The organism is Larkinella terrae (assembly GCF_009668025.1).
Lineage (GTDB): Bacteria > Bacteroidota > Bacteroidia > Cytophagales > Spirosomataceae > Larkinella > Larkinella terrae.
The window spans coordinates 871,938-897,760 of the sequence record NZ_WJXZ01000001.1; the positions used below are offsets into that span (position 1 = coordinate 871,938).

Annotated in this window: 18 protein-coding genes; 9 read left to right on the plus strand and 9 right to left on the minus strand. The window is 52.2% G+C overall.

Going from position 1 to position 25,823, the window contains the following annotated elements; all coding sequences use genetic code 11:
• Positions 1-83: 83 nt before the first annotated feature.
• Positions 84-320, plus strand: coding sequence for a PspC domain-containing protein (locus GJJ30_RS03565; RefSeq protein WP_154173207.1), 237 nt, complete (start codon positions 84-86; stop codon positions 318-320).
• 8 nt (positions 321-328) lie between these two features.
• Here the strand turns inward: GJJ30_RS03565 and GJJ30_RS03570 are convergent, their stop codons facing one another.
• Positions 329-721, minus strand: coding sequence for a hypothetical protein (locus GJJ30_RS03570; protein ID WP_154173209.1), 393 nt, complete (start codon positions 719-721; stop codon positions 329-331).
• A complete protein-coding gene (locus GJJ30_RS03575) occupies positions 718-1,719 on the minus strand; it encodes an ankyrin repeat domain-containing protein (protein WP_154173212.1) in 1,002 nt (333 codons plus the stop codon). Before GJJ30_RS03575 ends, GJJ30_RS03570 begins: the two co-directional genes overlap by 4 nt.
• A 272-nt stretch (positions 1,720-1,991) precedes the next feature.
• Between GJJ30_RS03575 and GJJ30_RS03580 the strand changes: the two genes are divergently transcribed.
• The gene (locus tag GJJ30_RS03580) at positions 1,992-3,248 is read left to right on the plus strand and encodes an asparagine synthetase B (protein ID WP_154173214.1); all 1,257 of its coding nucleotides are present in this window, start codon (positions 1,992-1,994) and stop codon (positions 3,246-3,248) included.
• A gap of 37 nt (positions 3,249-3,285) precedes the next feature.
• Here GJJ30_RS03580 and GJJ30_RS03585 read toward each other — a convergent pair whose 3' ends face one another.
• From GJJ30_RS03585 to GJJ30_RS03595, 3 genes are all read right to left on the minus strand, one after another.
• Positions 3,286-3,621 carry a winged helix-turn-helix domain-containing protein gene (locus GJJ30_RS03585; protein ID WP_154173216.1) on the minus strand — a complete coding sequence of 112 codons (336 nt, stop codon included), beginning with the start codon at positions 3,619-3,621 and terminating at the stop codon, positions 3,286-3,288.
• 18 nt (positions 3,622-3,639) lie between these two features.
• On the minus strand, positions 3,640-6,786 hold the full coding sequence (locus GJJ30_RS03590) for a ligand-binding sensor domain-containing protein (protein WP_170299115.1): 3,147 nt from the start codon (positions 6,784-6,786) through the stop codon (positions 3,640-3,642).
• A 256-nt stretch (positions 6,787-7,042) separates the two neighbouring features.
• Positions 7,043-9,685: a putative Ig domain-containing protein gene (locus GJJ30_RS03595; RefSeq protein WP_154173220.1), complete on the minus strand. Its 2,643-nt coding sequence runs from the start codon at positions 9,683-9,685 to the stop codon at positions 7,043-7,045.
• Between the two features lie 306 nt (positions 9,686-9,991).
• Here GJJ30_RS03595 and GJJ30_RS03600 point away from each other — a divergent pair, with 306 nt between their 5' ends.
• Positions 9,992-12,109 carry a prolyl oligopeptidase family serine peptidase gene (locus tag GJJ30_RS03600; RefSeq protein ID WP_154173480.1) on the plus strand — a complete coding sequence of 706 codons (2,118 nt, stop codon included), beginning with the start codon at positions 9,992-9,994 and terminating at the stop codon, positions 12,107-12,109.
• 168 nt (positions 12,110-12,277) lie between these two features.
• On the opposite strand, the gene GJJ30_RS03605 is transcribed toward GJJ30_RS03600, so the two are convergent.
• A complete protein-coding gene (locus GJJ30_RS03605; protein ID WP_154173222.1) occupies positions 12,278-12,805 on the minus strand; it encodes a hypothetical protein in 528 nt (175 codons plus the stop codon).
• Between the two features lie 356 nt (positions 12,806-13,161).
• Here GJJ30_RS03605 and GJJ30_RS03610 point away from each other — a divergent pair, with 356 nt between their 5' ends.
• The 4 genes from GJJ30_RS03610 (at position 13,162) to GJJ30_RS03625 (ending at position 16,122) form a co-directional block, all read left to right on the plus strand.
• Positions 13,162-13,710, plus strand: coding sequence for a GFO_1088 family ECF-type sigma factor (locus GJJ30_RS03610; protein WP_229312929.1), 549 nt, complete (start codon positions 13,162-13,164; stop codon positions 13,708-13,710).
• Entirely contained in the window at positions 13,694-14,464 is a 771-nt protein-coding gene (locus GJJ30_RS03615) for a HEAT repeat domain-containing protein (RefSeq protein WP_154173224.1), read from the plus strand. The genes GJJ30_RS03610 and GJJ30_RS03615 overlap by 17 nt, the downstream gene beginning before the upstream one ends.
• Before the next feature lie 130 nt (positions 14,465-14,594).
• A complete protein-coding gene (locus GJJ30_RS03620) occupies positions 14,595-15,374 on the plus strand; it encodes a DUF4097 family beta strand repeat-containing protein (RefSeq protein WP_154173226.1) in 780 nt (259 codons plus the stop codon).
• A gap of 46 nt (positions 15,375-15,420) precedes the next feature.
• Entirely contained in the window at positions 15,421-16,122 is a 702-nt protein-coding gene (locus GJJ30_RS03625; RefSeq protein ID WP_310588177.1) for a DUF4097 family beta strand repeat-containing protein, read from the plus strand.
• Positions 16,123-16,309: 187 nt separating this feature from the next.
• Here GJJ30_RS03625 and GJJ30_RS03630 read toward each other — a convergent pair whose 3' ends face one another.
• The gene (locus GJJ30_RS03630; RefSeq protein ID WP_154173228.1) at positions 16,310-17,176 is read right to left on the minus strand and encodes a S1 family peptidase; all 867 of its coding nucleotides are present in this window, start codon (positions 17,174-17,176) and stop codon (positions 16,310-16,312) included.
• 1,336 nt (positions 17,177-18,512) lie between these two features.
• Between GJJ30_RS03630 and GJJ30_RS03635 the strand changes: the two genes are divergently transcribed.
• Both GJJ30_RS03635 and GJJ30_RS03640 read left to right on the plus strand, forming a co-directional pair.
• On the plus strand, positions 18,513-21,689 hold the full coding sequence (locus GJJ30_RS03635) for a SusC/RagA family TonB-linked outer membrane protein (protein WP_154173486.1): 3,177 nt from the start codon (positions 18,513-18,515) through the stop codon (positions 21,687-21,689).
• 101 nt (positions 21,690-21,790) lie between these two features.
• A complete protein-coding gene (locus tag GJJ30_RS03640) occupies positions 21,791-23,347 on the plus strand; it encodes a RagB/SusD family nutrient uptake outer membrane protein (protein ID WP_154173230.1) in 1,557 nt (518 codons plus the stop codon).
• Positions 23,348-23,426: 79 nt separating this feature from the next.
• Here GJJ30_RS03640 and GJJ30_RS03645 read toward each other — a convergent pair whose 3' ends face one another.
• Positions 23,427-24,176, minus strand: coding sequence for a 3-keto-disaccharide hydrolase (locus GJJ30_RS03645; protein WP_154173232.1), 750 nt, complete (start codon positions 24,174-24,176; stop codon positions 23,427-23,429).
• A 16-nt stretch (positions 24,177-24,192) separates the two neighbouring features.
• The gene (locus GJJ30_RS03650; protein WP_154173234.1) at positions 24,193-25,686 is read right to left on the minus strand and encodes a sulfatase family protein; all 1,494 of its coding nucleotides are present in this window, start codon (positions 25,684-25,686) and stop codon (positions 24,193-24,195) included.
• Positions 25,687-25,823 lie beyond the last annotated feature (137 nt).

A 25,823-nucleotide genomic window follows, 5' to 3' on the forward strand; every position in this document is an offset into this window, starting at 1 on the left:
GCTACTTGGCATTGCATAGTACCTTTGAATCAACAATAACAACAAAGAAACGGAACAAAGTAAACAACTAAACTAATAAAGCCATGACAACCAAGCAATTGCACCGCATTCCTTCCGAATCCATGTTAGGTGGTGTAGCCGCCGGACTTGCTGATTATTTCGGAATTGATAAAGTTTTCGTACGTCTTTTCTTCGTCTTGATGTTCATTGTCCCGACTCCGTTCCCGGTTTTTGTGGTCTACATCGTTTTGTGGATCATCATGCCGAAAGGCGAGCGGTATCTGGAAGCCCGGCCCGACCCGCACCATCAAACCCGATAAACGCACAGCTAATCATACAAAAAGGCGGACCGTTGAGGTCCGCCTTTTTGTATGATGCCGAGACTATGGATAACCCCGAATGCAATTCGGGGGCCTGACGAACCAACCCGTCCCAACCAACCCCAGTGGGGGTAAATCGGTGTTAAAGTCAACCCCTCCGGGGTTGGAGTCTGGGATCGATCCCCCTGCCCCGAATTGCATTCGGGGTTATCCATAGTCAAGCCCTTTGGGCTTTTGTACCAGTTCAGTAACTTCACAACCGTTCGCGCTGCGGCTGCCGAATCCTTCGCAACCGCCGAAACCGCTTCCGGGCGGTTTTCCGCTGCTTTCCGAATCGTTTCGACCCGGTAACCGGCGGCCGAGAGCGCCAGCAAACTACTTAAAACGAGTCCTTTGATCATGGTTTTGGGGTGGATTTGGTGGTCAGCTTCTTTTTAAAATTCAGGTAAACAACGGGCATCGTTTCCGGTCCGCTATACGGTTTTTCGAACTCGTCCAGCACTTTTTTGAGGTCGTCGCCCCCCGGCGTCCGGTAGTTCGGGTCGGCCCCGCGTTCCAGCAGCAATTCGCAAATCGCCCACGACTGGCGTTGTGCGGCATACATCAAGGGCGAGGTAAACGGTCGGATCGCGTATTCGTGGCTCCCGGCGGGCGCGTTCGGATTGGCCCCGTGATCGAGCAGGGTTTGCACTTTTTCCAGTCGCTCCACATCCAGGTCCATTACTTTAAAAATGATCGGGCTGCCGTCGCGCGGCACCATATTCGGATCGACGCCCTTATTGAGGAACCAGGTCAGCAATTCCGCCGAACCGGGTTCGCAAACCTGAAACTGAGTGGGGATGTGCGCCGAATCGGCAATCTGAAAAGTTGCACCGTGTTCCAGCAACACGTCCAAACATTGCATGATGAGTTGCGGGTTATCGCTTTTTGTCGCCGTCAGGGCCGCAAAATCGAGCAGCGTTTTGGACTGAAAACCGGGTTCGTTGATCGATGGCAGCGGTTTTGCCAGTAGCGTTTTCAGTTGAGTCACGTCACCCGCGGCAATCGCGGCCGCGATCTGCTGGCGACCGGCATCCTGAAAATAGGCTGAGCCATCCTCGCTGGCTGCTGCGTTCCGACGTTGTTTCTGTAATTCGAAGTAATTCCCAAAGGCGATATACAGCCCAACGAGGGCGGGCAGGGCCAGAACAACCAGGGCGATGATTTTCGTTGCCCGGTACGGCAGGATGTTTAAAACAATGAGTCCGGCCAGCAGAAGGGCCGCAAAAAACACCAGTCCCGACTCCATGCCGCGCCCGGCCGCGTCGTTGCCCGAACGATTGATGCCCAGCAGCGTATAGAGGACCAGCAGGCCGTAAATACCGATTAAAACCCAGTTGGAAATAGTAACGATTTTCATAATGTGAAAGTGGGTCGAATGAGCGTGGATTTCATACCCCGAAATTGCAACCGTTGCCTCACGGAAACCACCGGAAATAAACAATAAGTCGTTCTCAGTGAATAAGTAACAAACCGGGCCGACGGCTTACGCCGGCGTTTTGATTTCACTCAATAGATTTCCGGCATAAATTTTTAGTCGGATGTCGTTTTTGGCTAAACTTAAAGTAACTTAGGTAGCTGAAATACAGGGAGTTTTTTGCGTTCTATGATTTATACGATCCGAAGTCCGTTATGAAACGATATCTCACGCTCCTGCTGCTTGTGCTGTCGATTGCCAGCCGGGCCAATTCCATCCTGATTCCGATGGATGACCGCCAGAAAAACCATCTCAAATCATACGGTATTGCCTATTTTGTCCTGAAAGCCGGGCTGGAAGTCGACTGGCTGCTCAATTACCGGGGCGGTAGTTTCATGATCAAGCATAGCCCGACGGTCGAAACCGAGTGCCGGGTTCGGGGCATTTCGTTCGAGATCATCTCGGATGCCGACGCCAATACCATTCAGCAGCAGATTTCGAATCCGGACCTGAACATGGCTTCGGTCAAACTGGTGTCGGCCGCCCGGATCGTGGTCTATTCGCCGATCAAGGTCAGCCCCTCCGAATTTGAAAATACCGATGCGGTTTTGCTGGTCCTCAAATACGCCGAAATCCCGTTTGAAGTGGTGTATGACGAAGAAATCCTGCGGGGCGACCTGGCAAAATACGACTGGATTCACCTCCACCACGAAGATTTTACGGGTCAGTTTGGCCGGAATACGCGCCGGATGTCGGTCGAAGACGTGAAGGCGCAGGAAGACATTGCCAGGAAATTCAACTTCCCGAAAGTTTCGCAGATGAAGCTGGCCGTTGCCAAGAAAATCCGGGATTTCTGCGCCGGGGGCGGTTACATGTTCGCCATGTGTTCGGGGGCCGAAACCTTCGACATTGCGCTGGCGGCCGAGGGCGTCGATATTGTGGGCAGCACCTACGACGGCGACGGTGTCGACCCGAACGCCCAATCGAAACTCGATTTCAGTAAAACCGTTGCTTTTCAGAACTTTACGCTGGAACTCGACAACGGCTACGGTGGCATGGCCTTTTCCGACATCAACAGTTCGGCGGGTCGTTTCGGAGGTTGGGATCAGCCGTCGGGCTATTTCAGCCTGTTTAATTTTTCGGCCAAGTGGGACATGATTCCCGCCATGCTCGTTCAGAACCACGAATCGAACATCAAGGAATTTCAGGGCCAAACCACGGCTTTCCGCAAAAGCACCGTCAAACCGAACGTGCTCGTGATGGGCACCAGCCCCTCATCCGACCGGTACATTTACGGCGAAGTGGGCATCGGGCAATGGACATTTTACGGCGGCCACGACCCCGAAGGCACGCGCGGTGGCGGCTGGAAAATGCCCACCGACCTGAACCTGCACCCCAATTCGCCCGGTTATCGCCTGATTCTCAACAACGTATTATTCCCTTCCGCAAAAAAGAAAAAACGGAAAACCTAGGTGCACGGAAGGCAGCGTACGGGCCGGTTTTCGCCGGTCAAACGGGGAAGTGCTGGGTTTCCTGCGCCATAAATTGCCGGAACCGGTCCTGAAGCCCCCGGTAATAGGTGAGGTATTTTACACCTTCCGCCGTTACGCTGGCTCCCCCACCCCGCTCTCCGCCGGTTTGGGTAACCACCAGGGGTGCATCGGCCTGGCTATTCATGGATTGAATCAGGTCCCAGGCGCGTTTATACGACATTTTCATTTCTTTGGCGGCCTGGTTGATCGAACCCGTTTCCTGAATACGTTCCAACAATTCCATGCGGCCAATGCCAAAAAACCGCTCCTGAGCTTCCAGCCAGATCCGGCCGTTGATGCGTAGATTTGTCATACCAAACTTGTGACTTGCCTAAAACAGAGCTGTCACTTTCTTAAACGATCGTTCCAGCCGATTTAACGATAAAAACCGGTTTGAGGGCCGGAATTTCAGGGTCACGACGGCCCGGGTACCGTCGCTGGGCGAGGACTGCCATTCAATTTCGCCGTTAATCAATGCCACCCGCGACTCGATGTTGCCAATTCCCAAACCGCGCCTGGCGGCTTTGTAATCAAAACCCTGCCCATCGTCGTTGTAATACAGTTTCAGTTGCGGTTCTTCAAAAACCAGCCGAATGCTAACCTGCCGGGCGTTGGCGTGTTTCAGGGTGTTATTCAGCAGTTCCTGCGTAATTCGGTACAGCATCAGCTCGGTTTCGGGGTCCAGCCGCGACGGCAGCTCGTCGGCCCAGAAGTGGATTTCGAGCGTCGATTTGTCGATGCGGGAAATGAGTTCCTCCACGGCAGCCGCGTAACCGTACTGCTCGAGCGTCCGCGGACTCAGTTCGCGCAGGAGGTTGCGGATATTCCCAATGATATCGCTGATGAGCTGCCGGGCGTGGTCGCCGAGCGAAACCGTCCGCGTGGGATTGCCGGGCGGATCAACCAGGCGTCCGACATACAGCTTCAGAGTAGCCAGTTGGGTACCAATTTCGTCGTGCAGATCGCGAGCCAGGTTTTTCTTGATCTGCTCCTGCAACTCGACCGCCAGCCGGGTGTTGCGCTGGTGTTGCCGGTGAATGTGATTTTCACGTCGGCGAAGCCAGTAGAACACGATGGCTCCCACCAGCAACCCAATCAAAACCAGAAACCAGGCCCGCTGCCAGAACGGAGGCTGAATAACCAGCGTCAGGCGTTTGATTTTGGGGCTCCACTGCCCGTCTTTATTGGCGGCTTTAACCCGAAACGTGTACGTTCCCGGCGGCAGATTCGCATACCGGACGTAGGTATCATTGCCAGCCTGGACCCACTGCCCGTCGTAACCCACCAGTTGGTACTGGTACTGGTTCCGGCCGTTGCTGTAGTAGTCCAGCGCCGTAAATTCGAGGGCTACGGTATTTTGGTCATACGGCAATTCGACCCGGGAAATTTCGCCGATGTACCCATCCGACTGATAGGGTAATTCATTGACGCTCAGATCATGAATGTGCACCGCGGGCATGTAGGAACTGGTTCGGAACTGCTCCGGATAAAACCGGTTAAAACCGTTTACGCCCCCAAAAAATAATTCGCCGTCCTGCGTTCGGTAATACGCATTTCCGTTGAATTCGTAGCCCTGCAAACCATCGGTCAGGTCAAAATTCTTGAACTTTTTCGTGGTCGGATTAAAGAAGGAGATGCCCCGGTTGGTGCTCATCCACAGGCGGTTCTGGTGATCCGGCAAAATACCGTATACGAATGGATTGGCCAGGCCATACTGCTGATCGTAGATGCGAATCCGACCGGTTTTTGTGTTGAAAGCCGCCAGCCCTTTGTCGGTGGCCATCCAGACAATCGGCTGCACCGGATCTTCATAAAAATAAAGAACCGTATAGCCATCCAGCCCCTGAACAATTCGCTGCGGCTTCGGATTTTGGCCGGTGGGCGGTCGTTCGTAACAGTAAAAACCGGCCGAATACGTCCCGACCCAATACCGACCGGCGCGGTCGTGGCCCAGGCTGAAAATATTCTGATTGGCCAGCGTCGGCAGTAAAGTAAATTTCTTCCGGCGAATATCAAGCTCATAAAGACCATCTTCCGTGGCCGCCAGCATAATATTGTCGTCGATGGCCTGCAGTCGCCGGACAAAATTTTCGACCACTTTGCTGTTTGGTGAACCCGGCAACGGAATTTTACTGAAAACGGATTTTTCCTTGTCGAATGTAAAAACACCCCCGTTTGTTCCGACCCAAATCCGGCCCAGAGGGTCTTTATAGAGGCATTTGATCAGCGTTCGGGAGGGCAAATCGCTCTTTTTGGCCTGCGTCAGATACCGCCGGATGATGCGGTTTTGAGCCCGATCCAGCACGTCCAGGCTCCGTTCGGTGGCAATCCAGAGTTCGGTCGGTGAGGTTTCCAGAAAACCGCGCACCACAAAATGGCTGAGCGTGGTTGGATCTTTGGCAACGTGGGGTTCGTTTTTCGAAACCGCCATACCGCCAAAAAAAGTGCTCCCCGGCACAATCCGCGCCAGGCCGTCGGGATCGGTATTGGCCCAGATAATTCCTTGCGGATCAATGTAAATCTTGCAGATTTCGTAGTCGGACAATTGCCGCGAGCTGTTCGTAAAACCGCCCACCTGACTAAACTGGTTCGCCGATTTAGTAAAGAGCCAGATGCCATTGCGTTGCGTGCCCAGCCACAACCGCCCGTCTCGATCCTCCGCAATGGTGTAAACTGAGGTTAAGGCCCGACCATTGTCGGGCGTAAAAAGCTGATAACGACCCGTTTGTGGCTCAAAACGAACCAAGCCGCTGGCCGTACCCAGCCAGACGATCCCCGCCGAATCGCAGTGGAAAGAGAAAACGCCCATCGGCGGACCGGCCTCATTCGAGGAATGATTGCTGAAATAATAGTGAATCTTTCGTTCGTAGAGATTGTAGCGAATCAGGCCGGTTGGTGCGTGCAGCCAGACATCGCCGAGCGGAGTCCGAACCGTGGAATTGAGTTGATCGTATTCGTGGGTCGGCCGCACCGTCGGGTCCAGAACCAGCTTCCGGCGGGTTTTGATGGTCAGCGACACCAGCCCTTCCGTTTCGCTGTAATACAGAACCTCCTGCCCATTGGCGTAGAACGGAATGGTTTTGCTTTTGACCGATTTTTTGTCTTTGGAATACGAATAAATGCAGATAAACCGGTCGCTGGCGCGGTCGTAGTAATTGAGGCCGTATTCCGTGCCGATCCACAGATTGCCGTTACGATCCTCCACAATTCCGGAAATGTTGATGCCGACAATGGCGGTCGAATCCATCAAATTAGGCCGGTAATGGCGGAAGTGGGCGCCGTCGTAGCGGTTTAGGCCGTCCTGAGTGCCCAGCCACAAAAAACCGCGGCTATCCGTAAGCAAATGGTAAACAGAACCCTGCGTCAAGCCATCATCAACACCGATGTGATCAATCCGGAGGGATTGGCTCAAGGGGTCTTTGTCGGCTCCCGAGACGTCTGGCAACCCGAAGGTTAACACCCAGATGAGTAGGAACAAGATACGGGTTAGTTTCATTTGTCACCGAACCGGAAACATCATGGTAAATTACTAGATAGATCGGTAACCTGCAAATCAGATTGTTACGCAACGCTTTTAGCCGAATTAATTATCAGACAATCTGTCGCTATTTTAAAACCATTCCCGGCCCGATGAGATGGTTTTTCCAGTCTGTTTTGTGATTAAGCGGTTACTTACAAAAAAAGAAGTGAGACAAGAAATACAAATCTCTTGTCTCACTTCTCATCTCTTTTGTCTATTGTTTGAGTATTTTCAGCGTAACGCCCTTCTGACCGCTCGTTACGCGCAGCAACAACAGCCCCGCCGACTGCCGATGCACCGGCAGCGATTGGTGCTCGACGATTCCGGCTACGGCCACTTCCCGCTCCGTCACGATTCGTCCATCCAGATCAGTCAATTGCAGACGAAGTGGCTGGCCCTCAACGCCCCGAATGTCAACTTCAACGGTTTCGCCCACTGGGTTTCCCAAAACCGTTACCGCCAATTTTGTTTCGGTAACGCCAACCGACAACCTTGCCGCCGGACTACACGTCAGCGTTTTGGGTGCGCCCTTCAGTATGTAGCTGCTGTTCAGGATTTTAGCGCTAATCTGGTGAGTTGCGTTATTTTTCAGGTTCGCCGGGGTCGTGAAGCTATACGCATGCGCTCCGTTGCCTTTGTTGGCGTCTTTCAGATCCTGCCGGAAAATATTGGCCTCGGTTGTACCGATGGAAACGCCGTTGGCATAAAACTCAATTTTCATCGCCGTGTTGGGCTTGTTCCGATCCCAAACCCAGCCCCGAATGGAGCCGCACTCGACTTTATCCAGGTAGCCTTCAAAATCGCCCGTCACTGTAGTCGACGAAGGCGGTTGCGTGGCCGGTGGCTGAATGGTCAGCGAAACGGTTGTAGTTCCGACGCCGTTCCTCGGATCAGTCGCGGTATAAGTCATGGAGAATGACCCGTTTACGGTCGGTGTACCGCTCAAAACCCGGGTGCTCGCGTTGAAACCCAGCCCGCCCGGCAAGGGCGATAAACCGTAAGTCAGCGTTTCGCCGTCCGGATCGGTAAAAACCGGCAGGGTGGTCGAGAAAGCCACACCTTGCTGTGCCGTCAAACCCGAAACCGTGGGGGGCTGGGGCGGGTTGTTAGTCGGTGTCGGCGGAGTGCCGGTTCCCGCACATTCAATCACTTTGGGGCCGCTTTTCAACACGAACGAGCTGCCGGTTACCCGCGCCGAAAGCGTATGCTTCGTATTGTCTTTCAGACTGTTGTCAATAAAATACCGGAAAGCGTGCCGACCGTCGCCTTTGCCCGCATTCATCAGATCCTGCCGAAATTCATCAGCAGTCAAGGTCGCGATCACGTTGGTTCCATCCAGAATCTGAACCGAAATAGGCGTATTTTTTTGGTTGGCATCCCAGGCCCAGCCCCGAAACGTCTCGCAATCAGCTCCGTAGAGATAGCCGTCGAAATTACCGCTAACAACCGGGGGCGTGGGCGAACAGTTTACGTTAACCGGCACGCCAGTGGTTTCGCCCTTATTGAGCATGGGAGCCGAATTGGCAAAAAAGCTCTGCCCGTTATACAGGTTGGTCAGCGCCTTGTTCCATTCCGTCGCTACGGCACTCTGTCCCTGGCTGTTGAAGTGCGTTTTATCCGGATCAGGAAGCCGGTACGCGTTTCCAAACTGGTCGGTATTGGGACCGGCAAAAATATTGGCCCGGCCATACGGCGACGTAAACGGGTCCCCAAAGTCTTTGATCGGCGCAGCGGGATTCGAGGTTTGGTGGGTATTGTACCCAATTACTTTGGTCTGTGCCAGAATCACCATCGGATCGGTTCCTCCGCGGAGGTGGCTCACCTGCGAAACCACCCAGGGAACTTCGCTGCCCAGATCCGTCCGGCTTTGCCCAATCAGCTCGTTCAGCACATCTTCGTACGTTTCGGATGTGTTGATCGCGTTGGTCCGCACGTCGTAATAGCGCGACGCGCGCGGAAAAATGGCGGTCGAATTTTCCGGGGCGGTATTCGGTTTGGTCGGATCGTCCCGCCGGTCGTTTTCGCCCTGATGCCAGAGAATGGCCCGCAAACCCGTTTGCCGGGCCTTTCCAGTCAGGTAGTTTTTCAAATTCCGGTAGGGAAAACCGTTCACAAACCGGGGTTGGCCGTTACTGAACGGCGAGTTGCGGTTTTGGCTGCTGTTGCGCCACTCCACCACGCTGGAGGCCGACATCGCCGTCTGATGGAACGAAACCGGCACGTTCAGGACTTGAATCAGCTTATTGCCCAAGCCGCCCCAATACCACTGGTAATTGATGGTTTCCGGGGCACATCCGGCGCATTTGCCCGGATCATTCTGCTCAAAACCCTGAAAATTATTGCTCTGGTCTTTCTCATTGACAAACCGGACGAAGGTTGCATTGCCGGTTTCGTACGACTGGTTGTTGTCATTTGCATAGCCCGACGCGTTGGATTGACCGGCAATGGCGAAAACTTCGCCGACGCCAATATCGAAATCGGCGGTTTCCCGGTTGCTGTTGTCCTTCGCGCGAACCTTGTACATACCGCCCGCCATGTCGAGCTGCGCCGTTACCTGGCAGGTTCCGGCGCCGGAGATCGTCACGTTTGTCCAGCTTTGCGAATTGCCGGTAACCGGATTCAGTGGCCCCTGCGTACCGCCCGCCAGCGAATACTTATAAAACAGCAGTTGCAGGGACGAAATAGCCTGGCCGTTCGTCGAGGTGACGATAAATTTTACGTTCGCTTTATTGTCCTGCCCACGCTGGAAAACCATGCCGTTTTGGGGCCACGAAATACTGATCTGGGCGTGCAAATTGCTCGCACATACGAGCAGGAGAACAATCAGCCCATAAAATGAAAGTAGATTTTTTTGCATACAATGCGGTTTGGTGTAAATTAAATGGTCCGGATAGCTGAAAACGGAAAGTGCGTTACTGGATACCGGTTTTTGTATCGATCGGCGTCCCCAATAACTACGTACAAATTACGGCTTTTAAATCGGGTTTTTTACGAATAAATCACTAAGTATAAAGATACATAGATATACTCATAGGTGAGTGCGGTGGTCAATGAATCCGTTAGCCGGACTCGCCCAACTAAATACCAGACAGTTTTTTATTGACCAAAAACCGTATTTTGAACTTTATTGACTCGTTTCCTTCTTAACCTAATCAAGACAATGATGTATAAATCCATGCTGACCGGCCTGTTTCTGCTGGCAGAAATCGCCGGATCGATGGCCCAATCCAACTCCGTTTCCAGTATGTTGAAATACCCCCAAACCCGTAAAACGGATCAAATTGATGAGTACCACGGCACGAAAGTTGCCGACCCCTACCGTTGGCTCGAAGACGACCGCTCGGCCGAAACCGGGGCCTGGGTGAAGGCGCAGAATGCGGTGACCTTCGGATACCTGGAACAGATTCCGTACCGGAAGCAAATCGAAAAACGGCTCGAACAGATCATCAACTACCCGCGCTATTCGGCCCCGGGCCGCAAGAACGACTGGTTTTATTTTTACAAAAACGATGGGCTGCAAAACCAGTCGGTTTTATACCGGCAAAAAGGGTTGAACGGCGTGCCCGAAGTGGTGATCGATCCGAATAAACTGGCCGCCGACGGCACCACACGGCTGACGAGCTTCGATCTGTCGAAAGACGGTCGGTATGCCGCGTACGCCTTGTCGAAAGCCGGTTCCGACTGGCAGGAAATTTTCGTGATGGATATGCAGACGCTGAAGTCGCTGCCCGACAAACTCGAATGGGTGAAATTTACGGGCGCGGCCTGGCAGGGCGACGGTTTTTACTACAGCCGCTACGACAAACCGGGTGCGGGTCAGGAGTTGTCGTCCAAAAATGAATTCATGAAGGTGTATTTCCACCGGCGGGGAACCGCGCAGTCGGCCGACGAGCTGATCTACGAAGACAAAACCCACCCGCTGCGGTATTTTTTCGCGCAGACGACCGAAGACGAGCGGTTTTTGATTCTGAACATTTCCGAAGGTACCGATGGCTCCGAAATCTGGTACAAAGATTCTCAAGCGGGTGACAAGCAGTTCAAGCGGTTATTCGAGGGCTTCAAATATAATTATTCGGTGGTCGACAACCTAGGCGATCAGCTGCTGGTGTATCACAACAACGGCGCTCCTAACTATAAGGTGTCGAAAATCGATCCGAAAACCGGTGCGCTGAGCGATTTCGTGGGTGAAAAACCGGAGAAGCTGGATCACGCGAATACCGCCGGTGGCAAGTTGTTCGTGAACTACCTGAAGGATGTTACCTCCCGGATTTACGTTTACGACCTGAGCGGAAAGCTCGAGAACGAAGTGCAATTGCCGGGTTTGGGCACCGTGAGCGGTTTTGGTGGTGAGAAAGACGACTCCTTTGTTTTCTACACCTTCACGTCCTTCACCTTTCCGCCGACGATTTACCGCTACGAAATTGCCACGAAGAAAACCGCCCTGTTCCGCGCGCCGGAAGTCGATTTCAAACCAACGGATTACGAAACCAAACAGGTGTTTTTCAACAGCAAGGACGGAACCCGCGTGCCGATGTTCCTGACTTATCGCAAGGGCCTGAAACTGGACGGCACCAACCCGACGATGTTATACGGCTACGGCGGTTTTAACATCAGCCTGACGCCCGCTTTCAGCGCCCTGCTGATTCCGTTTCTGGAACAGGGCGGCATTTACGCATCCATGAACCTGCGCGGAGGCAGTGAATACGGCGAAACCTGGCACGAACAGGGGATGAAGCTGAAAAAACAGAATGTTTTCGACGACTGCATTGCCGCTGCGGAATACCTGATTGCCCAAAAGTACACTTCCCCGCAGAAGCTGGCGTTGCGGGGTGGCTCCAACGGCGGTCTGCTGGTGGGCGCCGTTATCAACCAGCGGCCCGATTTGTTCCGCGTTGCCATTCCGCAGGTGGGCGTAATGGACATGCTGCGGTTTCACAAATTCACCGTTGGCTGGGGCTGGGTGTCGGATTACGGCAGCAGCGACAACGCCGATGAGTTCAAAGCGATTTATGCGTATTCGCCGATTCACAATATAAAAACCGGCATCAAATACCCGGCTACGATGATCACCACCGCCGACCACGACGACCGCGTGGTTCCGGCCCACTCGTTCAAGTATGCGGCTACCCTGCAGGAACTCTACAAAGGTCCGAATCCGGCACTGATCCGGATCGAAACCAATTCCGGCCACGGCGCCAGCAATACGAAGAAAAACATCGAGACCATGGCGGATATTTACGCATTCACGCTGTGGAACATGGGCGTGAAAGTTTTGAAATAGACGTGAGAGATGAGACAAGAGAGTTGAGACTTGCCACTCGTAGTTACAACAACAAAGACACATTCTGTCTTTATTCTCTTGTCTCTCTTCTCATGTCTGATCTGATTTTAACGTAAAAAAGCCGCCGGGAGATTTCTCCCGGCGGCTTTTTTACGTTAAAATCAGATCTTAGAACTTGAAGGTAACGCCCAATTTCAGCGGAGCAACCCCGTAACCAACTTCGGCAAAAGCACCGATATTGGGTTTGAAGAAATACCGGCCACCGATGTGCAGGCCGAACAGTACGCGGTTTCCGTATGAGTTGTCATAAAAACCAGTGTAGCCTGAATTGTCGCTGTAGCTTGAGATGTAGTAACCCAACGCCAGACCAGCGTATAAATCCAGTTTGTCGTTGTTCAGGTTCAGCAGTTCGTTTACATGGTAAGAACCGCGGACGGCTACAGGTATGAACGTATACCGCCATTTGTAACCAACGTAGTTGTAACCCCAGGTATAAAAGTCAACCTGAGCGCCCACGCTGATTTCGTCAGTTACACCGACTTCGAAAGAGGCCCCGATGGGAACACCGCCACCATAGTAAGCGCCCAGACCAATACCGGCATTCAGAAATTTATCGCCTTTTTGATATTGTGCAAATGACTTTGTACCTACCAGGAGCAGGGTCATTACAAGAAGTGAGGAGAGTACTTTTTTCATTAGTATGAATGAGTTAGATGTGAAACTTGGGCCAAAATAAGGGAGTTTATTAACTTCTTACAAGTGGTGAGCGGTCAGTTGGTCTTATTTCTCCCAAAATCGGGTAGAATTCCCTTAAATTTTCGTAGTAGTAACCCTTATTTAGTTTTTGGTACCAAGTAGTTCTACGTATCCCTCCAATTCAATACATGTAATAACATGGATTTTAGGACACTGGAAAGGTAATTATTCGACAGGACTATTTTTAGTTAATCCACTTGCGCACCGGTTTTCCCGACAAAACTGCCCCCCTTTTTCAGGCGGTCCGTCAGTCGCCGGTGAAAAAAAACAGAAATTTTGAAAAACCGCTGTAATGAATGGCGAACCCGCTCGTCTTTGTCATTGAAATGGATTTACACGCCTTCAAACAAAAAGTACTCCCCGTTCAGGGCCGACTTTTTCGGTTGGCCAAGTTGTTTCTGCGCAACCGCGAAGAAGCCGAGGATACGTTGCAGGAGGTTTTACTGAAACTATGGACGAAACGGCAGCAACTGGAGACTTACCAAAGTGTTGAGGCTCTGGCGGTTCAGATGACTCGGAACCTGTGTCTGGACAAATTGAAGTCCCACGCCAACCGGACAACGGAATACGATGCCGACCTGACCGCCGTTCAGGCCGCCGGGGTTTCGCCCTACCAGCAGGCCGAATTATCAGACACCGCCAGCGTGTTGCGCCGGATCATCGGTGAATTGCCGGAACCGCAGAAGCTGGTGCTCCATCTGCGCGATGTGGAGGAGTATTCGTTCGAAGAAATTGAAGAAGTAACGGGCTTAACCGTCAACAACATCCGGGTGATCCTGTCGAGAGCCCGGCAACGTGTTCGGGACAGTTACCTAAAAACCAACGATTATGAAGCAGGATATTGAAAAGCTGCTGGAGAAATATTACGCCGGGGAAAGTACGCTGGAAGAGGAAAAGCAGTTGCGGGATTTTTTTCAGGGACCGTCGGTTCCCGCTCATCTGGCGAGCCAGGCCGGGCCGTTTCGCTACTATGCCGAAGCCCGGGCCGAGCAGCCGTCGCTCACGGTTAACAAGCGGTTGACCGACCAGTTGAGTTCGGAAAGTCGGGTTCGCAGCCTGACGACCTGGAGCCTGCGGATTGCGGCCAGCGTGGCCCTGCTGGCGGGCGGTTTTGCCGGCGGTTTGTATTACAGCAACCGGTTTTCGGACCAGCTCAATCCGACCGAAACCTCCTCGGCGCTGGCGATCAAAAAGGTGCTGGACTTCGACCAGTCGGCCCAGACATCGGCCAGCGAGCGGATTCAGGCGGTAAATCAGAGTTACGAGCTGCCGGAAGCCAGTCAGGACATTACGCAACTGCTCATCAACACGATGAATTTTGACGAAAACGTCAACGTCCGGCTGGCGGCCTGTCAGGCGCTGACACGCTTGTCGAACGAAACCGGTGTGCGGGAAGCCCTGATCCAATCGCTGAAGATCCAGACTGATCCGTACCTCCAGATCATGCTCATCGAAACGCTGGTGTCCATTCAGGAGAAACGGGCCGTCGACGAAATGCAGCGGCTGGCCCGAAACCGCCAGATTCTGGAAGCCGTCCGACTGAAAGCGGAGGAGGGCCTGAACCGCCTGACGCAGCCCCAAAACCGCTCGGCTTCGTAAGCGGTTTTGGTGGACAATTAGCATAGCCAACTCACTAGTAATTAAATCGTTGTGGTTTAATACTGAACCGATAAACAGTAAACACAATACTAATTAACGATTCGTTTTCCACTTTTTTAAGACCAAACCAATGAGAAAAATCACGCTGCTGATTGTCACGGCTTTGTCGTGCCTTCTGAACGCCAATGCCCAGGAGTACAAGGCTAAACTAGCCAATGCCAAAGACCGAAAAGTGGTCATCGAAATGGATGCCGGTGAATATAAAATTGAAGGGTACGACGGCGACGAGGTCATCATTCGGGCGTCGTCCGGGCTGGATGCGCCACCGGAGCGCGCCAAAGGACTGAAACCGCTGTATTATTCGGCGGTGGATAACTCCGGCATTGGGCTGGCGGTGACGCCGGAAAGTAACGGTTTGAAAATCGAAAAAGCGACCCGCAAGGACATCGATTACACGATCCGGGTTCCAAAGAAGGTATCGATTCTTTTCCGGCAGGTCAACTGGCGAAACGGCACCGTCACGATCAGCAACGTGGACGGCGATCTGGAAGTCCGCACGACCAACTCGCCCATTACGCTCAAAAGTGTGACCGGCCCCGTGGTGGCCAACACCACCAACGGCGAGGTGAACGTCACGTTCACGAATCTGAGCCAGGAAAAACCGACTTCCATTACAACCATCTCGGGGGCTGTCGACATAACGCTTCCGGCCAGTACCAAAGCCAACATGAAGCTGCGATCGATCAACGGCGAGATGTATACCGATTTTGATCTGGGCCTGAAAAGCGCCAAAGACGGCATGGCCCGCGTTGGCGGTGGCAACCACATCGAGGGAACGGCCAATGGTGGCGGAGTTGAAATGCAGCTCAACACCATCAGCAGCAATATCTACATTCGCAAGCAGAAATAAATATGTTAAACCAAAAACAAACGCGTTAAAACGCGTTTCTACGACGGTGAAAAAACTTCTCTTTTTGCTCCTGACGGTTTTGGTTTTCAGCCCCGTCTTTGCCCAGAAAATCATCGACAAGAAATTTCCGTTTACTTCGGATCAGCTCGTTAATCTGAACCTGAGATTTGCCGACAGCATCCAGATTCGGTACTGGGACAAAGCGGAAGTCTCCGTCCGCATTGCGGTGACCATCAACGGCGGTCGTCTGAACGACGCACTGCTGGTTGAGTCGGGTTCAACGCCCACCGAAATCAAACTCAAAACCGATTTCGACCGGGAGATGATCAAACAGGGCCGGGCCGAAGATTGTCCCGGCGACAAAAAATCGGTCTGGCGCACCGATTACAATGGAACCAATACCTACGTGTGCAGCACGATCAACTACCAGGTTTTTCTGCCCCGCAAAGCCAAATTACGCGTCGAATCCATCAACGGCAACATCGACATCGAGGGCGCCAGCGAAGACGTTTTTGCCAAAACCATCAGCGGTTTTGTGGACCTCAACTGGCCCGGAACCCAAGGCGCCAATCTGGCGCTGAAAACCGTCACCGGCGAAGTATATTCCGACTTAACGATCGACTTCAAAAACAAAAAACAGCAGAATCCGATTGTGGGCTACCTGCTGGAAGGAACCGTCAACGGCGGGGGGCCGGATGTGCGGCTGGAGTCGATCAGCAACAATGTGTATGTCCGGAAAAAGAAGTAAAATCCGGCCAATATTTCCACAAAAAAAGCCTCCAATCGGGGGCTTTTTTTGTGGATACAGCAAGTAGCTGATGGGATTGAAGTTTATTCAAATGCCATAGTAACGAGCTATTAATCAACTGATTTAATTTAAAAATACGATAAACTGATAACCCTAAACGTTGAACTAAAAACCTTAAACTTTTTCTCTAATAAACCGACACCTGATTGGGTTGAGTAAGCAGCTCTTCAAATTCCAGTAATTTACTGTAGTGAATGGCGACGCCTAAATAATTTTGCGTCTGGGTGGCCGCCGGGTCAACGGGCATGTCCTCAAATGCCAGCGTCCTGACCACGCCTTTATTGGAATGAATCAAAACGAATCCAACGATTCCCACCAAACGCATTCGCTTGACAAGCACATACCGATTGTCTTCAAGACTTACTTCATTAACAACCATAAAAACCGGTGAGCCACTCGAACCCTGAAAAATACCCGTGTCGACCAGAAATTGCCGCCGATCGCAGTAGTTCAGATTGATGTCCGTCGCGGTGATTCCTTTTCGGTAAATCGGCTCGTTGTTTTCCGAATCCAGCAACCCGTTGGGATAACCGACCACATAAATTTCTTCGACCGTATCCGTATCCCTCATTTCTTTTTCCGTCGGCGTTCGGTAGCTTCCCAGGGGCGGAATGTAAATGGCGATCCCCTCTCTCTCTGCTTTTTTCATTAAGCCATTCAAAGGGTAAATACAGAGGTCCGTTTTAGGATCCGGGTGCGGAACGCAGGAAGCCCAGAAGTCGGTGCAGACCGTTACGACCTGATTTCCGTGATCGGGCGTCCCGTCTTCTTTCTTTTTGGTAAACCGGATGTGGGTCCATTTCGCATCTCTGACGAGGTGTTTGTTTGTGACAATAGCCTGAATAGCCCTACCATCTTCTTTATTGCAAAATTCATAAATGAAGCCAGTGCCTTTCCGGGTTTCTCTGGAAGGCAAGGTGCACTCGATCATCACGATTGAATGAGCAATGCTTTTGAATGGTTTAATTTTTTGGGTAATCATTTCATTTTTCATATCGAGTGAGGACAGGTAATAAATGGCTTGAGAATTGACAACGGTTTTGAAACAGAACTTTTGCTGAGAAAAAGTCAACGTTGTAAAAAACGCATTCAAAAAAAAGTGATTAATTGGTACGTAATTAGTTAATCGATAGCTAGTTGTAATACAATAATTGTGCAAAAATTAATGGATAATAAATAAACCATGCAACATACTTGATTTTTCTTCAAATAATAATGTCGTCCAATACACGCATAAAAGTTGGCTTTTAAATGGAATATCCGGGGCCGCCGAACAGCTGCGAATAACCGCAAATCGGGCCGGAAATACGAGTTATCTTCACGAAAGCGAACTAGTTCTGAACAGCCGCGAAACACTCCGAAAAGGATCAAAATATAAATCCGCTTTGCAGACCAGGGATTTCTCAAAAAAGCAGATTCTTCAAAAAATACAAATCCACCCACAGTTCCGTATTCTTTCGTCAAAAAATAATTTATTTAAGAGACTGTCTGATAGTCAGATTTTCCTTGTTCGCCGAGACATCGCCCCCAACCCCCTAAAGGGGGCTTTCAAATCCGGATATTTAAGTTCCCTTTAGGGAGTTGGGGGCAAATTTTAACAGCACTTAACGGCCCTGCCCTGAAGGGGCTTTAACACACCGATTTAAGCCCCCTTTAGGGGGTTGGGGGCGATGTTTCCGTTGGGGACGGACCTGTATGGTAGAAAATGAGCTATTTAGATGCTCTCTAAAACCGGGCGAAAACCAGCGCCGATTATTATACCAATATCTCTATACGTTAAAAGCGCTTCCGACACTTTCTGATTATTTCTTACCTCCCGATCAGGGAATGTCCATTCAAATGGATTCGTTTCAAATACATTCGAGCAAGGCCATCGAGTATCCATCCACGGCTACGGCAGTTCGCATCAGCCAAAATTGGTGAAATAGCATTAAGCCGACTCCAATTTGTTTTTTTTCGAATCGTCGCTCAAAAAAATCGTACTTAATGCAACTATTCTCCAACGAACCCGGTCTTGAAAAGTAAGACCATCTCGCTCCAATTCATCATTAGCATCCTGCCAGGCGGCAAAATCACCGTAACCGGCTGATTAAACTAGCCTTATCCGCTGGCTCTTTTTGTGATTCTAATGAATTCAATAAATCTCCTATCCCAACCAAATTAAAACAGCATTAAATAACGTTATGCTGTTAAGGCATTAAATGATTACCATATTTTAATTTGTTAATTTTACTTTTTTTTGAGTCTCTATTTCCAAATCCAATCGCCGTAGGAACGGCTTTCAAAAATCTATGATAGAATACGTACTACCGCAAGCCCGGCTTAGCAGGATGGTGAAACTTTGCCTTTTCCCAACCCTACTGGCTTCTGTCTGCACAAGTGCAACCTTCGCTGCGAAGGACCCAAATTCGGGATCATTATCTAAAACCGCCTTCACCGTCGCGGTGGACCGTACTCTGACCGGGAAAGTGACCGACGAAACGAACTCGTCTCTGCCAGGGGTTAGCATTGTTATTAAAGGAACGACGCGGGGAACCGTCACGGACGCCGATGGCCAGTACAAAATTGAAGTACCGGAATCAGGCGCTACGCTGGTTTTTTCATTTGTAGGTTATTTGTCTCAGGAGGTGAACGTCGGAACGCAGTCTTCCCTCAACGTAAGTCTGAAATCGGACAATAAAGTGCTGGACGAGATTGTCGTGATCGGTTACGGTACGGCCAAGAAAAGTGACTTGACCGGTGCGGTCGGAACGGTGAAAGAAGCCGAACTGAAAGAACGCCCCGCACCATCGTTGCAGCAGGCGCTGTCGGGCCGGATGCCGGGTGTGCAGGTCAACACCAACTCGGGTCGCCCGGGTGGTCGGACCACCATCCGTGTGCGCGGTTTCAGTTCCATCAACTCGTCCAACAATCCCCTGTACGTAGTGGATGGCGTGATGTTACCGCAGGGAAGCGGAGCCCAGTTCAGCTCGGCCATCGACTACATCAACCCCAACGACATCGTGTCGGTGGAAGTCTTGAAGGATGCCTCCTCGACCGCCATTTACGGGGCGCGGGGTGCCAACGGGGTGGTGCTGGTAACGACCCGAAAAGGGAAATCGGGTGAAGGTCAGGTGACGTATAACGTGGATTTCAGCGTGAACACCATCGGACCCAACCGCCCGCACGTGCTGAATTCTGCACAGTATATCGCGACGGAAGATCTGGCGTGGGCCAACATGGCCAAGTATGACCCCGTCGGCTGGGCGGCTGGCAAATGGGCGTATCTGAACCCCAAACTCCGCCGGACCGACCCACGGGTGTGGAACTCCGATGGCAGTCCGAAATACGATACGAACTGGCTGGAAGAAGCCACCCAGAACAAGCTGTCGCAAAACCACCAGCTGGGTTTCAGCGGGGGTAATGAGCGCACCCAGTATTCGATTTCCCTGGGTTACCGGGATGACCAGGGCTTGATCAAGACGTCGTACATGAAGCGGTATTCAGGCCGGTTTACGATCGATGATCAGGTGAAGAAGTGGTTGAAAATCGGAGGTACGTTGAGCTACAACAACCAGTCGGAAAACATTGTGGATCAGGGCGATGCGGTCGCTCGCCAGATTGTGGAAGACTTCCCTTTCCTGCCCGTGAAATACGATGACGGAACCTACGCCAATAACCGCGACTATCCTTACGCAGAAGGAACGATGAGCTCGGTGCACCGTTTGATGGATACCAAATACATCCTCAATACGCAAACCACGTTGGGTAGCCTGTACTCAAACATCACCTTTGCGAAAGGACTGGAAATGCGCACGATTTTAGGTGCGAACATCCAGACGCAGGAAAATAATCAATCCGTCACCCGGACGCTGAACATTGGTGGGAACGGTAACGCATCCACTTCCAACCGGAAAGAATCGTTCTGGTCGTTGGAAAACTATCTGACCTATAACAAGCAGATCAACGAAAATCACAGCATCAACGCCCTGTTGGGGATTTCCTGGCAGGAAACCAATGTATTTTCTCAGGGAGCCAGCGTGAGCGGTTTTGCGACGGACTACTTCGGTTTTAACAACCTGGGTGCTGGGGCGACTAACCCCAGCGTGAGCTCAGGGGCGTCACGGTTTGCGTTTAACTCGTACTTCGGTCGGATCAACTACAGCCTGATGGACAAGTACCTGTTGACGGTAACGGGTCGGGCGGATGGTTCGTCAAAATTCGGAGAGAACCACAAGTTCGCCTTTTTCCCCTCGGCGGCTCTGGCCTGGCGGGCATCGGAAGAGGAGTTCCTGAAAGGCAACTCGGTGATCTCCAACCTGAAAGTACGGACCAGCTTCGGTCTGACGGGTAACTCGGAAATTCCGGCTTACACCTCGCTGTCGCTGCTGAGCTCGAACTACGCAACGGTTTACGGCGACACGAAAGTATCAGGAACGGGGATCAGCCGTCTGGCTAACCCGGATTTGCGCTGGGAAAAAACCGCCCAAACGGATGTTGGGGTTGAGTTGGGCTTGTTGAAAGGCCGCATCAACCTGGAAGCGGATTATTACTACCGCAAAACCACCGACATGCTGCTGGATGCACCCGTACCGCGCACGAGTGGTTACGCCACCATCCGTCGGAACGTGGGTTCAATGCAGAACAAAGGGGTTGAGATCGGCCTGAACACGGTGAACATCGACGCAGGCGGTTTTCAGTGGAACACGACTTTCAACATCTCGTTCAACCGCAACAAGGTTTTGTCGCTGGCAACGCCTTCGGACATCTTCAACGTGGGTGGTCCGAACTTCACCAACCCAACCAACGTGATTCGGGTGGGTCAACCCGTCGGTTCATTCTGGGGCTTGACCCGCGTGGGTGTCTGGAGCGAAGCGGAGCGTGAAGAAGCCGCCAAGTTCACCAGCTACCGGAACGGGTTGACGATCCTGCCGGGTGACATCAAGTACCTGGATGTGAACGGAGACAAAGCCATCACGGACGCCGACCGGAGCATCATCGGAAACGGTAGCCCGAAAGGCTGGGGTGCTTTCACCAACAGCTTCCGCTACAAAAGCTTCGATTTGACGTTTGAGACCCAGTTCTCATACGGCAACGATGTGATGTTGATGAACCTGCACCCGAGCGAAGACCGTCAGGCGCTGGCCAACAGCTACACCTCGGTGTTGAATGCCTGGACGCCAACGAATCAGAACACGATGATCGCCGAGATTCGGGACACGCGGGCGGGTTACGTAACGAACGTGGACAGCCACTGGATCAAGGATGGTTCGTTCCTGCGGGGTAAAAACCTGTTGCTGGGCTATACCTTCTCCAACCTCGTGACGAGCAAGCTGAAACTGAACCGTCTGCGGGCGTACGTGTCGGTGCAAAACTTCTTCCTGCTGGTGAAAGACCCAATCGTGGGTGATCCGGAAGTAACGCCGACCAACCAGGGTGACGATAACAGCGCGTTCTCACAAGGGATGATCTGGCATAACTACCCCAAACCGACCGTTTACATGTTCGGTTTGCAGATAGGATTGTAAGGAATTTTGGGGGGCGGTTTTTCTAAAAAATCGGGAAACCGCCCCCCAAATAAACCCCAATCCCCAATCGTTTAATAATACAATCAAAAGTGATTTTACCAATGAACTATACACTCAGCAAAGTAAGCAAGATTGTTTTGCTAGGAGCCACGCTGTTAGGACCCGCCGGTTGCAAGAATTTTCTCGAAGAACAGGCTCCTTCCAACCTGACCCCTGACAATTTTTACACCATTCCTGACCACGCTGAAGCGGCCATTGCCTCCGTCTATGCCGATATGCGTTTCATGGGCGATGGGGCCGGGATTTTCTCTTCCAACTGGCAACTGCTGGAAGCGCTGACGGGAACCTCGACCACCGAAACCGCTCAGAACTCGGATTTGAACAACCTTTACGGGCTGGTCCACGACGGCAACACCATCCACGTAGTCAACTACTGGAACGGTCTTTACAAAGTGATTGCGCAGGCCAACCAGGTCCTCGACAAGGTGCCGGGCATTACGCCGATGGATGAAGCCCAAAAGAAGAAGATTCTGGGCGAAGCCCGGTTTTTGCGGGCCAATGCCTACTTCACGGCGGTTCGCCTGTGGGGTGATATTCCGCTGATTACCAAGCCACAAACGGCTTCTTCGGAAGATTTCCAACCGGCACGAACCCCGCAGGAAGAAGTTTACAAACTGATTGTGGATGACCTGGTAGCCGCTGAAGCCGCCGGTCTGGCCTGGATGGATGTGTCGGGTCGGGTGAACCTGGCCGCCGTGAAAACCCTGCTTTCGAAAGTGTACCTGACAATGGCCGGTTTTCCGCTGAGCAAAGGCGCTACGCACTACAAACTGGCGGCTGACAAAGCCCTGGAAGTCATCACGTACGCCAACGCCAATCCATCGGAGATCGGACTGTTTGCTTCGCTGGAAGACGTACATAAGGAAAGTACCGAAAACCGCCTGGAACACCTGTTCGAGTTGCAATACAACACGCTGGTGGCGGGTAACCCGATGGACAACATGTACCCGAACTTCAAACCGGTGACTTACAACGGTCCGTCGGGAACGGGCAGTACGGTGCCGACGCCCTCGTTCTACGCTTCGTATGAGAAGGGTGATTTGCGGGCGAAGGACCAGGGCTATTTTTACTCGACCTACTTCACCAACGGTAGCGGAGATCGGTTCGATCTGGGCGCAAACTACATCTTCAAGCACTTCAACCGGACAGCCAACGGCACGCAGGGTGTAGCGGGCACGCGTCAGAACAACTTGAACGTACCGCAAATCCGGTACGCCGAAACGCTGTTGATCTACGCCGAAGCGCAGAACGAAGTGGGCGCTCCGACGCAGGCCGCTTACGATGCGCTCAAGAAAGTCCGGGATCGGGCGGGCCTGACGACACCGGCTTTGGGCACCTACACCCAGGCGACGTTCCGGGAAGCGGTTTGGCGGGAACGGTGGCACGAGCTGAGCTACGAACAAATCACCTGGTTTGATATGGTTCGGCTGCGGAAGGTATACAACGACAAAACCAACGGTTTCGACAACTTTGTGGGTCACATCAATCCGAGTTCGAATCAGCCGTTGCAGGAGAAACACCTGTTGCTGCCGCTGGGCAAGCAGGAAATGCTCAACAACCCCAACCTGAAACCGCAGAATCCCGGTTATCCGAACTAATCAGTTTCAGAATAAAAACAAACCACCCCGACTGGCAAGGCCTATCGGGGTGGTTTGTTTTGGGGAAAACCGCATTCGCTCAGTCCAGCCGTTTGATCCGGATATTTCGGAAGTAGACATGGTTGCCGTGATCCTGGAGCAGAATGCGGCCGCTGTCGGCTTTGGCGTAATCCGGGTAATCCCTGAATTTGGATTGGGCCACTTTTTCCTGAAAATCCGGACTCATGCGGTCGTAGCTGGCGAGGAGTTTTCCGTTCAGCCAGTGTTCGATGTGTTTTCCGTTGACAACAATCCGAACCTTGTTCCACTGGCCGGGCGGCAGCAGTTTCTTGTTCCGGGGTGGATAAAGCAGGTAAACCGCACCGGTCGAGATGGTGCTGTTGGGCTCCGGTTTGACTTCGGGATAATTGAAATCGTCGATGATCTGGTACTCGATGCCCATCAGCGAGGTCGCGTTCGTTTTAGCGTTTTTGATGCGGTTTACCAGGTATTTGATCCCGCTGTTGGCCGATTCGGTCAGGTTAAAATCCAGTTCCAGTTCAAAATTGCGGAAACTTTCGCGGGTAATAATGTCGCCACCGACGCGCCCGCTGGTCACCGCCAGCGTCCCGTTTTCAATTTTCCAGCCTTTGTAAGGTATGGAATCGCTGGTCGAGTTTTGCCATTTGGTCAGGTCATGACCGTCGAAAAGCACCTCCCAACCTTTTTGCTGATTTTTGGAGCGGTTTTCGGGATGATCGGATTTTGTGCTGCCCGATAACACCAGCAAAACCGGGATAGCCAGCAGCAAGGGCGCAAGGACTACTTTTTGGAAAGGGAAAGGTTTCATTTTCAGCAAATACGGGTTAAATGGATTTCAGAACCGGGGCTAAATTGAGCGTGTCACCCAGTTGGTGCTGCTGGCGAATCAGGCGGTTTTTCAGGTCCTGCAAAACGGTTTTATAAGCCGCCTGACCGGCCAGATCCTGCATTTCGTTGGGATCTTTCCGCAGGTCGAACAGCAGGATTTTCGGGGCTTTGGGGTAAACGATTAATTTGTAACGGTCCGTCCGCACCATCCGTTGGCGGTCCATGTAACTGCCGTAAATTTCCGGATAAGCGCCCATCGCTTTTTTGTTTTTGATCAGTGGCAACAGGCTGTTGAAATAGACATGAGCCGGTTTTGGAATACTCACCAGATCGTACGTCGTCGCCATAATATCCTGTAGATAAACCTGTTGCTCTCGCTTCTCGCCTTTGGGAATCGTCGGGCCAACTACCACCAGCGGAGCCCGAACGCTGTGATCAAACTGGCTCTGTTTCCCCAGCAATCCGTGGTGCCCGACGGCCAAACCGTGGTCGGCCGTAAAAAAGATGTAGGTATTGTCTAGCTTGCCGGTTTGGGCCAAGGCCCGCAGAATTTTCCCAATCTGCGCATCCAGATGCGAAATGCTGGCGTAATATTCCTGAATGTTCTTTTTGACGGCGTAGGGCGTTCGCGGAAACGGCGCTAGCTGCTCATCCCGCAGGTCTTTTCCGCAACCCATCGCATCTTTGTACGGATACTCATCCTGATAGCTGACGGGTAGCCTGATCTGGTCCAGCGGATACAGATCGACGTACTTCCTGGGCGACTGCCGCGGGTCGTGCGGAGCATTGAACGCCAGATACATAAAAAAGGGGGCATCTTTCTGGCTGGCTTCTTTCAGATAGCCCACCGCATCATCGGCCAGCACCTCGCTCCAGTGTTTGCCGCCTTTCCAGAAACCGCCGTATTCTTCGTCCCAGGGTTGCCAGGTCGTATCCTGCGCAGACAAAGGGCGGTTATACCCCGCCGGATTCTGGTTCGGCATCCCCGGCCGCTCATGCGTGACGTGGTCGAAAAGCCGTTTGACATCCGTGTTGACGTGCCATTTGCCGGTCATATAGGTTTCGTAACCCGCTTTTTTCAACTGCTGGCTCCAGAAACCGTCGGCGTTGACCAGCGCACTGAAATTCTTCTCGGCCTGTTGGGCCTTCCAGACCGGCAATCCCGTCACCAGCATTGCGCGGCTGGCGACGCAAACCGCGCCGTGCCACGCGCCCATGTTATACGCGTGGGTAAACGTGGTGCCCGCCCGAACCAGCGAGTCCAGCGTGGGCGTAATCACCACCGGATCACCCAGCGCCCGGATCGTGTTGTACCGCTGATCATCCGTAAAAATGAACAGAATGTTGGGTTTCCGAGGGGCGGCCTTTTTAGGGTCAACCGAAATCTGGCTGCTTGTCAGGAGGGCAAAGCCCAAAATCAATCCAATCCAGAGCTGGATTTTGGCGGATCGAAACCGGTTTTTGTAATTACGCACATTCAATCTTATCATAACTTACTTATCAAAATGCCCCTAAATCCCGAAACGTCGGCCCGGCCTAAAGGGGACTTGGACACTTAAACTTCCAGATGTTAAAAGTCCCCTTTAGGCCGGGCCGACGTTTCGGGATTTAGGGGCGGTAATAGAAT

Excerpts from the sequence above, each read along its gene's own strand:
- GJJ30_RS03565 (WP_154173207.1), top strand. The coding sequence starts at position 84 with ATGACAACCAAGCAATTGCACCGCATTCCTTCCGAATCCATGTTAGGT.
- GJJ30_RS03570 (WP_154173209.1), bottom strand. The coding sequence starts at position 721 with ATGATCAAAGGACTCGTTTTAAGTAGTTTGCTGGCGCTCTCGGCCGCC.
- GJJ30_RS03575 (WP_154173212.1), bottom strand. The coding sequence starts at position 1,719 with ATGAAAATCGTTACTATTTCCAACTGGGTTTTAATCGGTATTTACGGC.
- GJJ30_RS03580 (WP_154173214.1), top strand. The coding sequence starts at position 1,992 with ATGAAACGATATCTCACGCTCCTGCTGCTTGTGCTGTCGATTGCCAGC.
- GJJ30_RS03585 (WP_154173216.1), bottom strand. The coding sequence starts at position 3,621 with ATGACAAATCTACGCATCAACGGCCGGATCTGGCTGGAAGCTCAGGAG.
- GJJ30_RS03595 (WP_154173220.1), bottom strand. The coding sequence starts at position 9,685 with ATGCAAAAAAATCTACTTTCATTTTATGGGCTGATTGTTCTCCTGCTC.
- GJJ30_RS03600 (WP_154173480.1), top strand. The coding sequence starts at position 9,992 with ATGTATAAATCCATGCTGACCGGCCTGTTTCTGCTGGCAGAAATCGCC.
- GJJ30_RS03605 (WP_154173222.1), bottom strand. The coding sequence starts at position 12,805 with ATGAAAAAAGTACTCTCCTCACTTCTTGTAATGACCCTGCTCCTGGTA.
- GJJ30_RS03610 (WP_229312929.1), top strand. The coding sequence starts at position 13,162 with ATGGCGAACCCGCTCGTCTTTGTCATTGAAATGGATTTACACGCCTTC.
- GJJ30_RS03615 (WP_154173224.1), top strand. The coding sequence starts at position 13,694 with ATGAAGCAGGATATTGAAAAGCTGCTGGAGAAATATTACGCCGGGGAA.
- GJJ30_RS03620 (WP_154173226.1), top strand. The coding sequence starts at position 14,595 with ATGAGAAAAATCACGCTGCTGATTGTCACGGCTTTGTCGTGCCTTCTG.
- GJJ30_RS03630 (WP_154173228.1), bottom strand. The coding sequence starts at position 17,176 with ATGAAAAATGAAATGATTACCCAAAAAATTAAACCATTCAAAAGCATT.
- GJJ30_RS03635 (WP_154173486.1), top strand. The coding sequence starts at position 18,513 with ATGGTGAAACTTTGCCTTTTCCCAACCCTACTGGCTTCTGTCTGCACA.
- GJJ30_RS03640 (WP_154173230.1), top strand. The coding sequence starts at position 21,791 with ATGAACTATACACTCAGCAAAGTAAGCAAGATTGTTTTGCTAGGAGCC.
- GJJ30_RS03645 (WP_154173232.1), bottom strand. The coding sequence starts at position 24,176 with ATGAAACCTTTCCCTTTCCAAAAAGTAGTCCTTGCGCCCTTGCTGCTG.
- GJJ30_RS03650 (WP_154173234.1), bottom strand. The coding sequence starts at position 25,686 with ATGATAAGATTGAATGTGCGTAATTACAAAAACCGGTTTCGATCCGCC.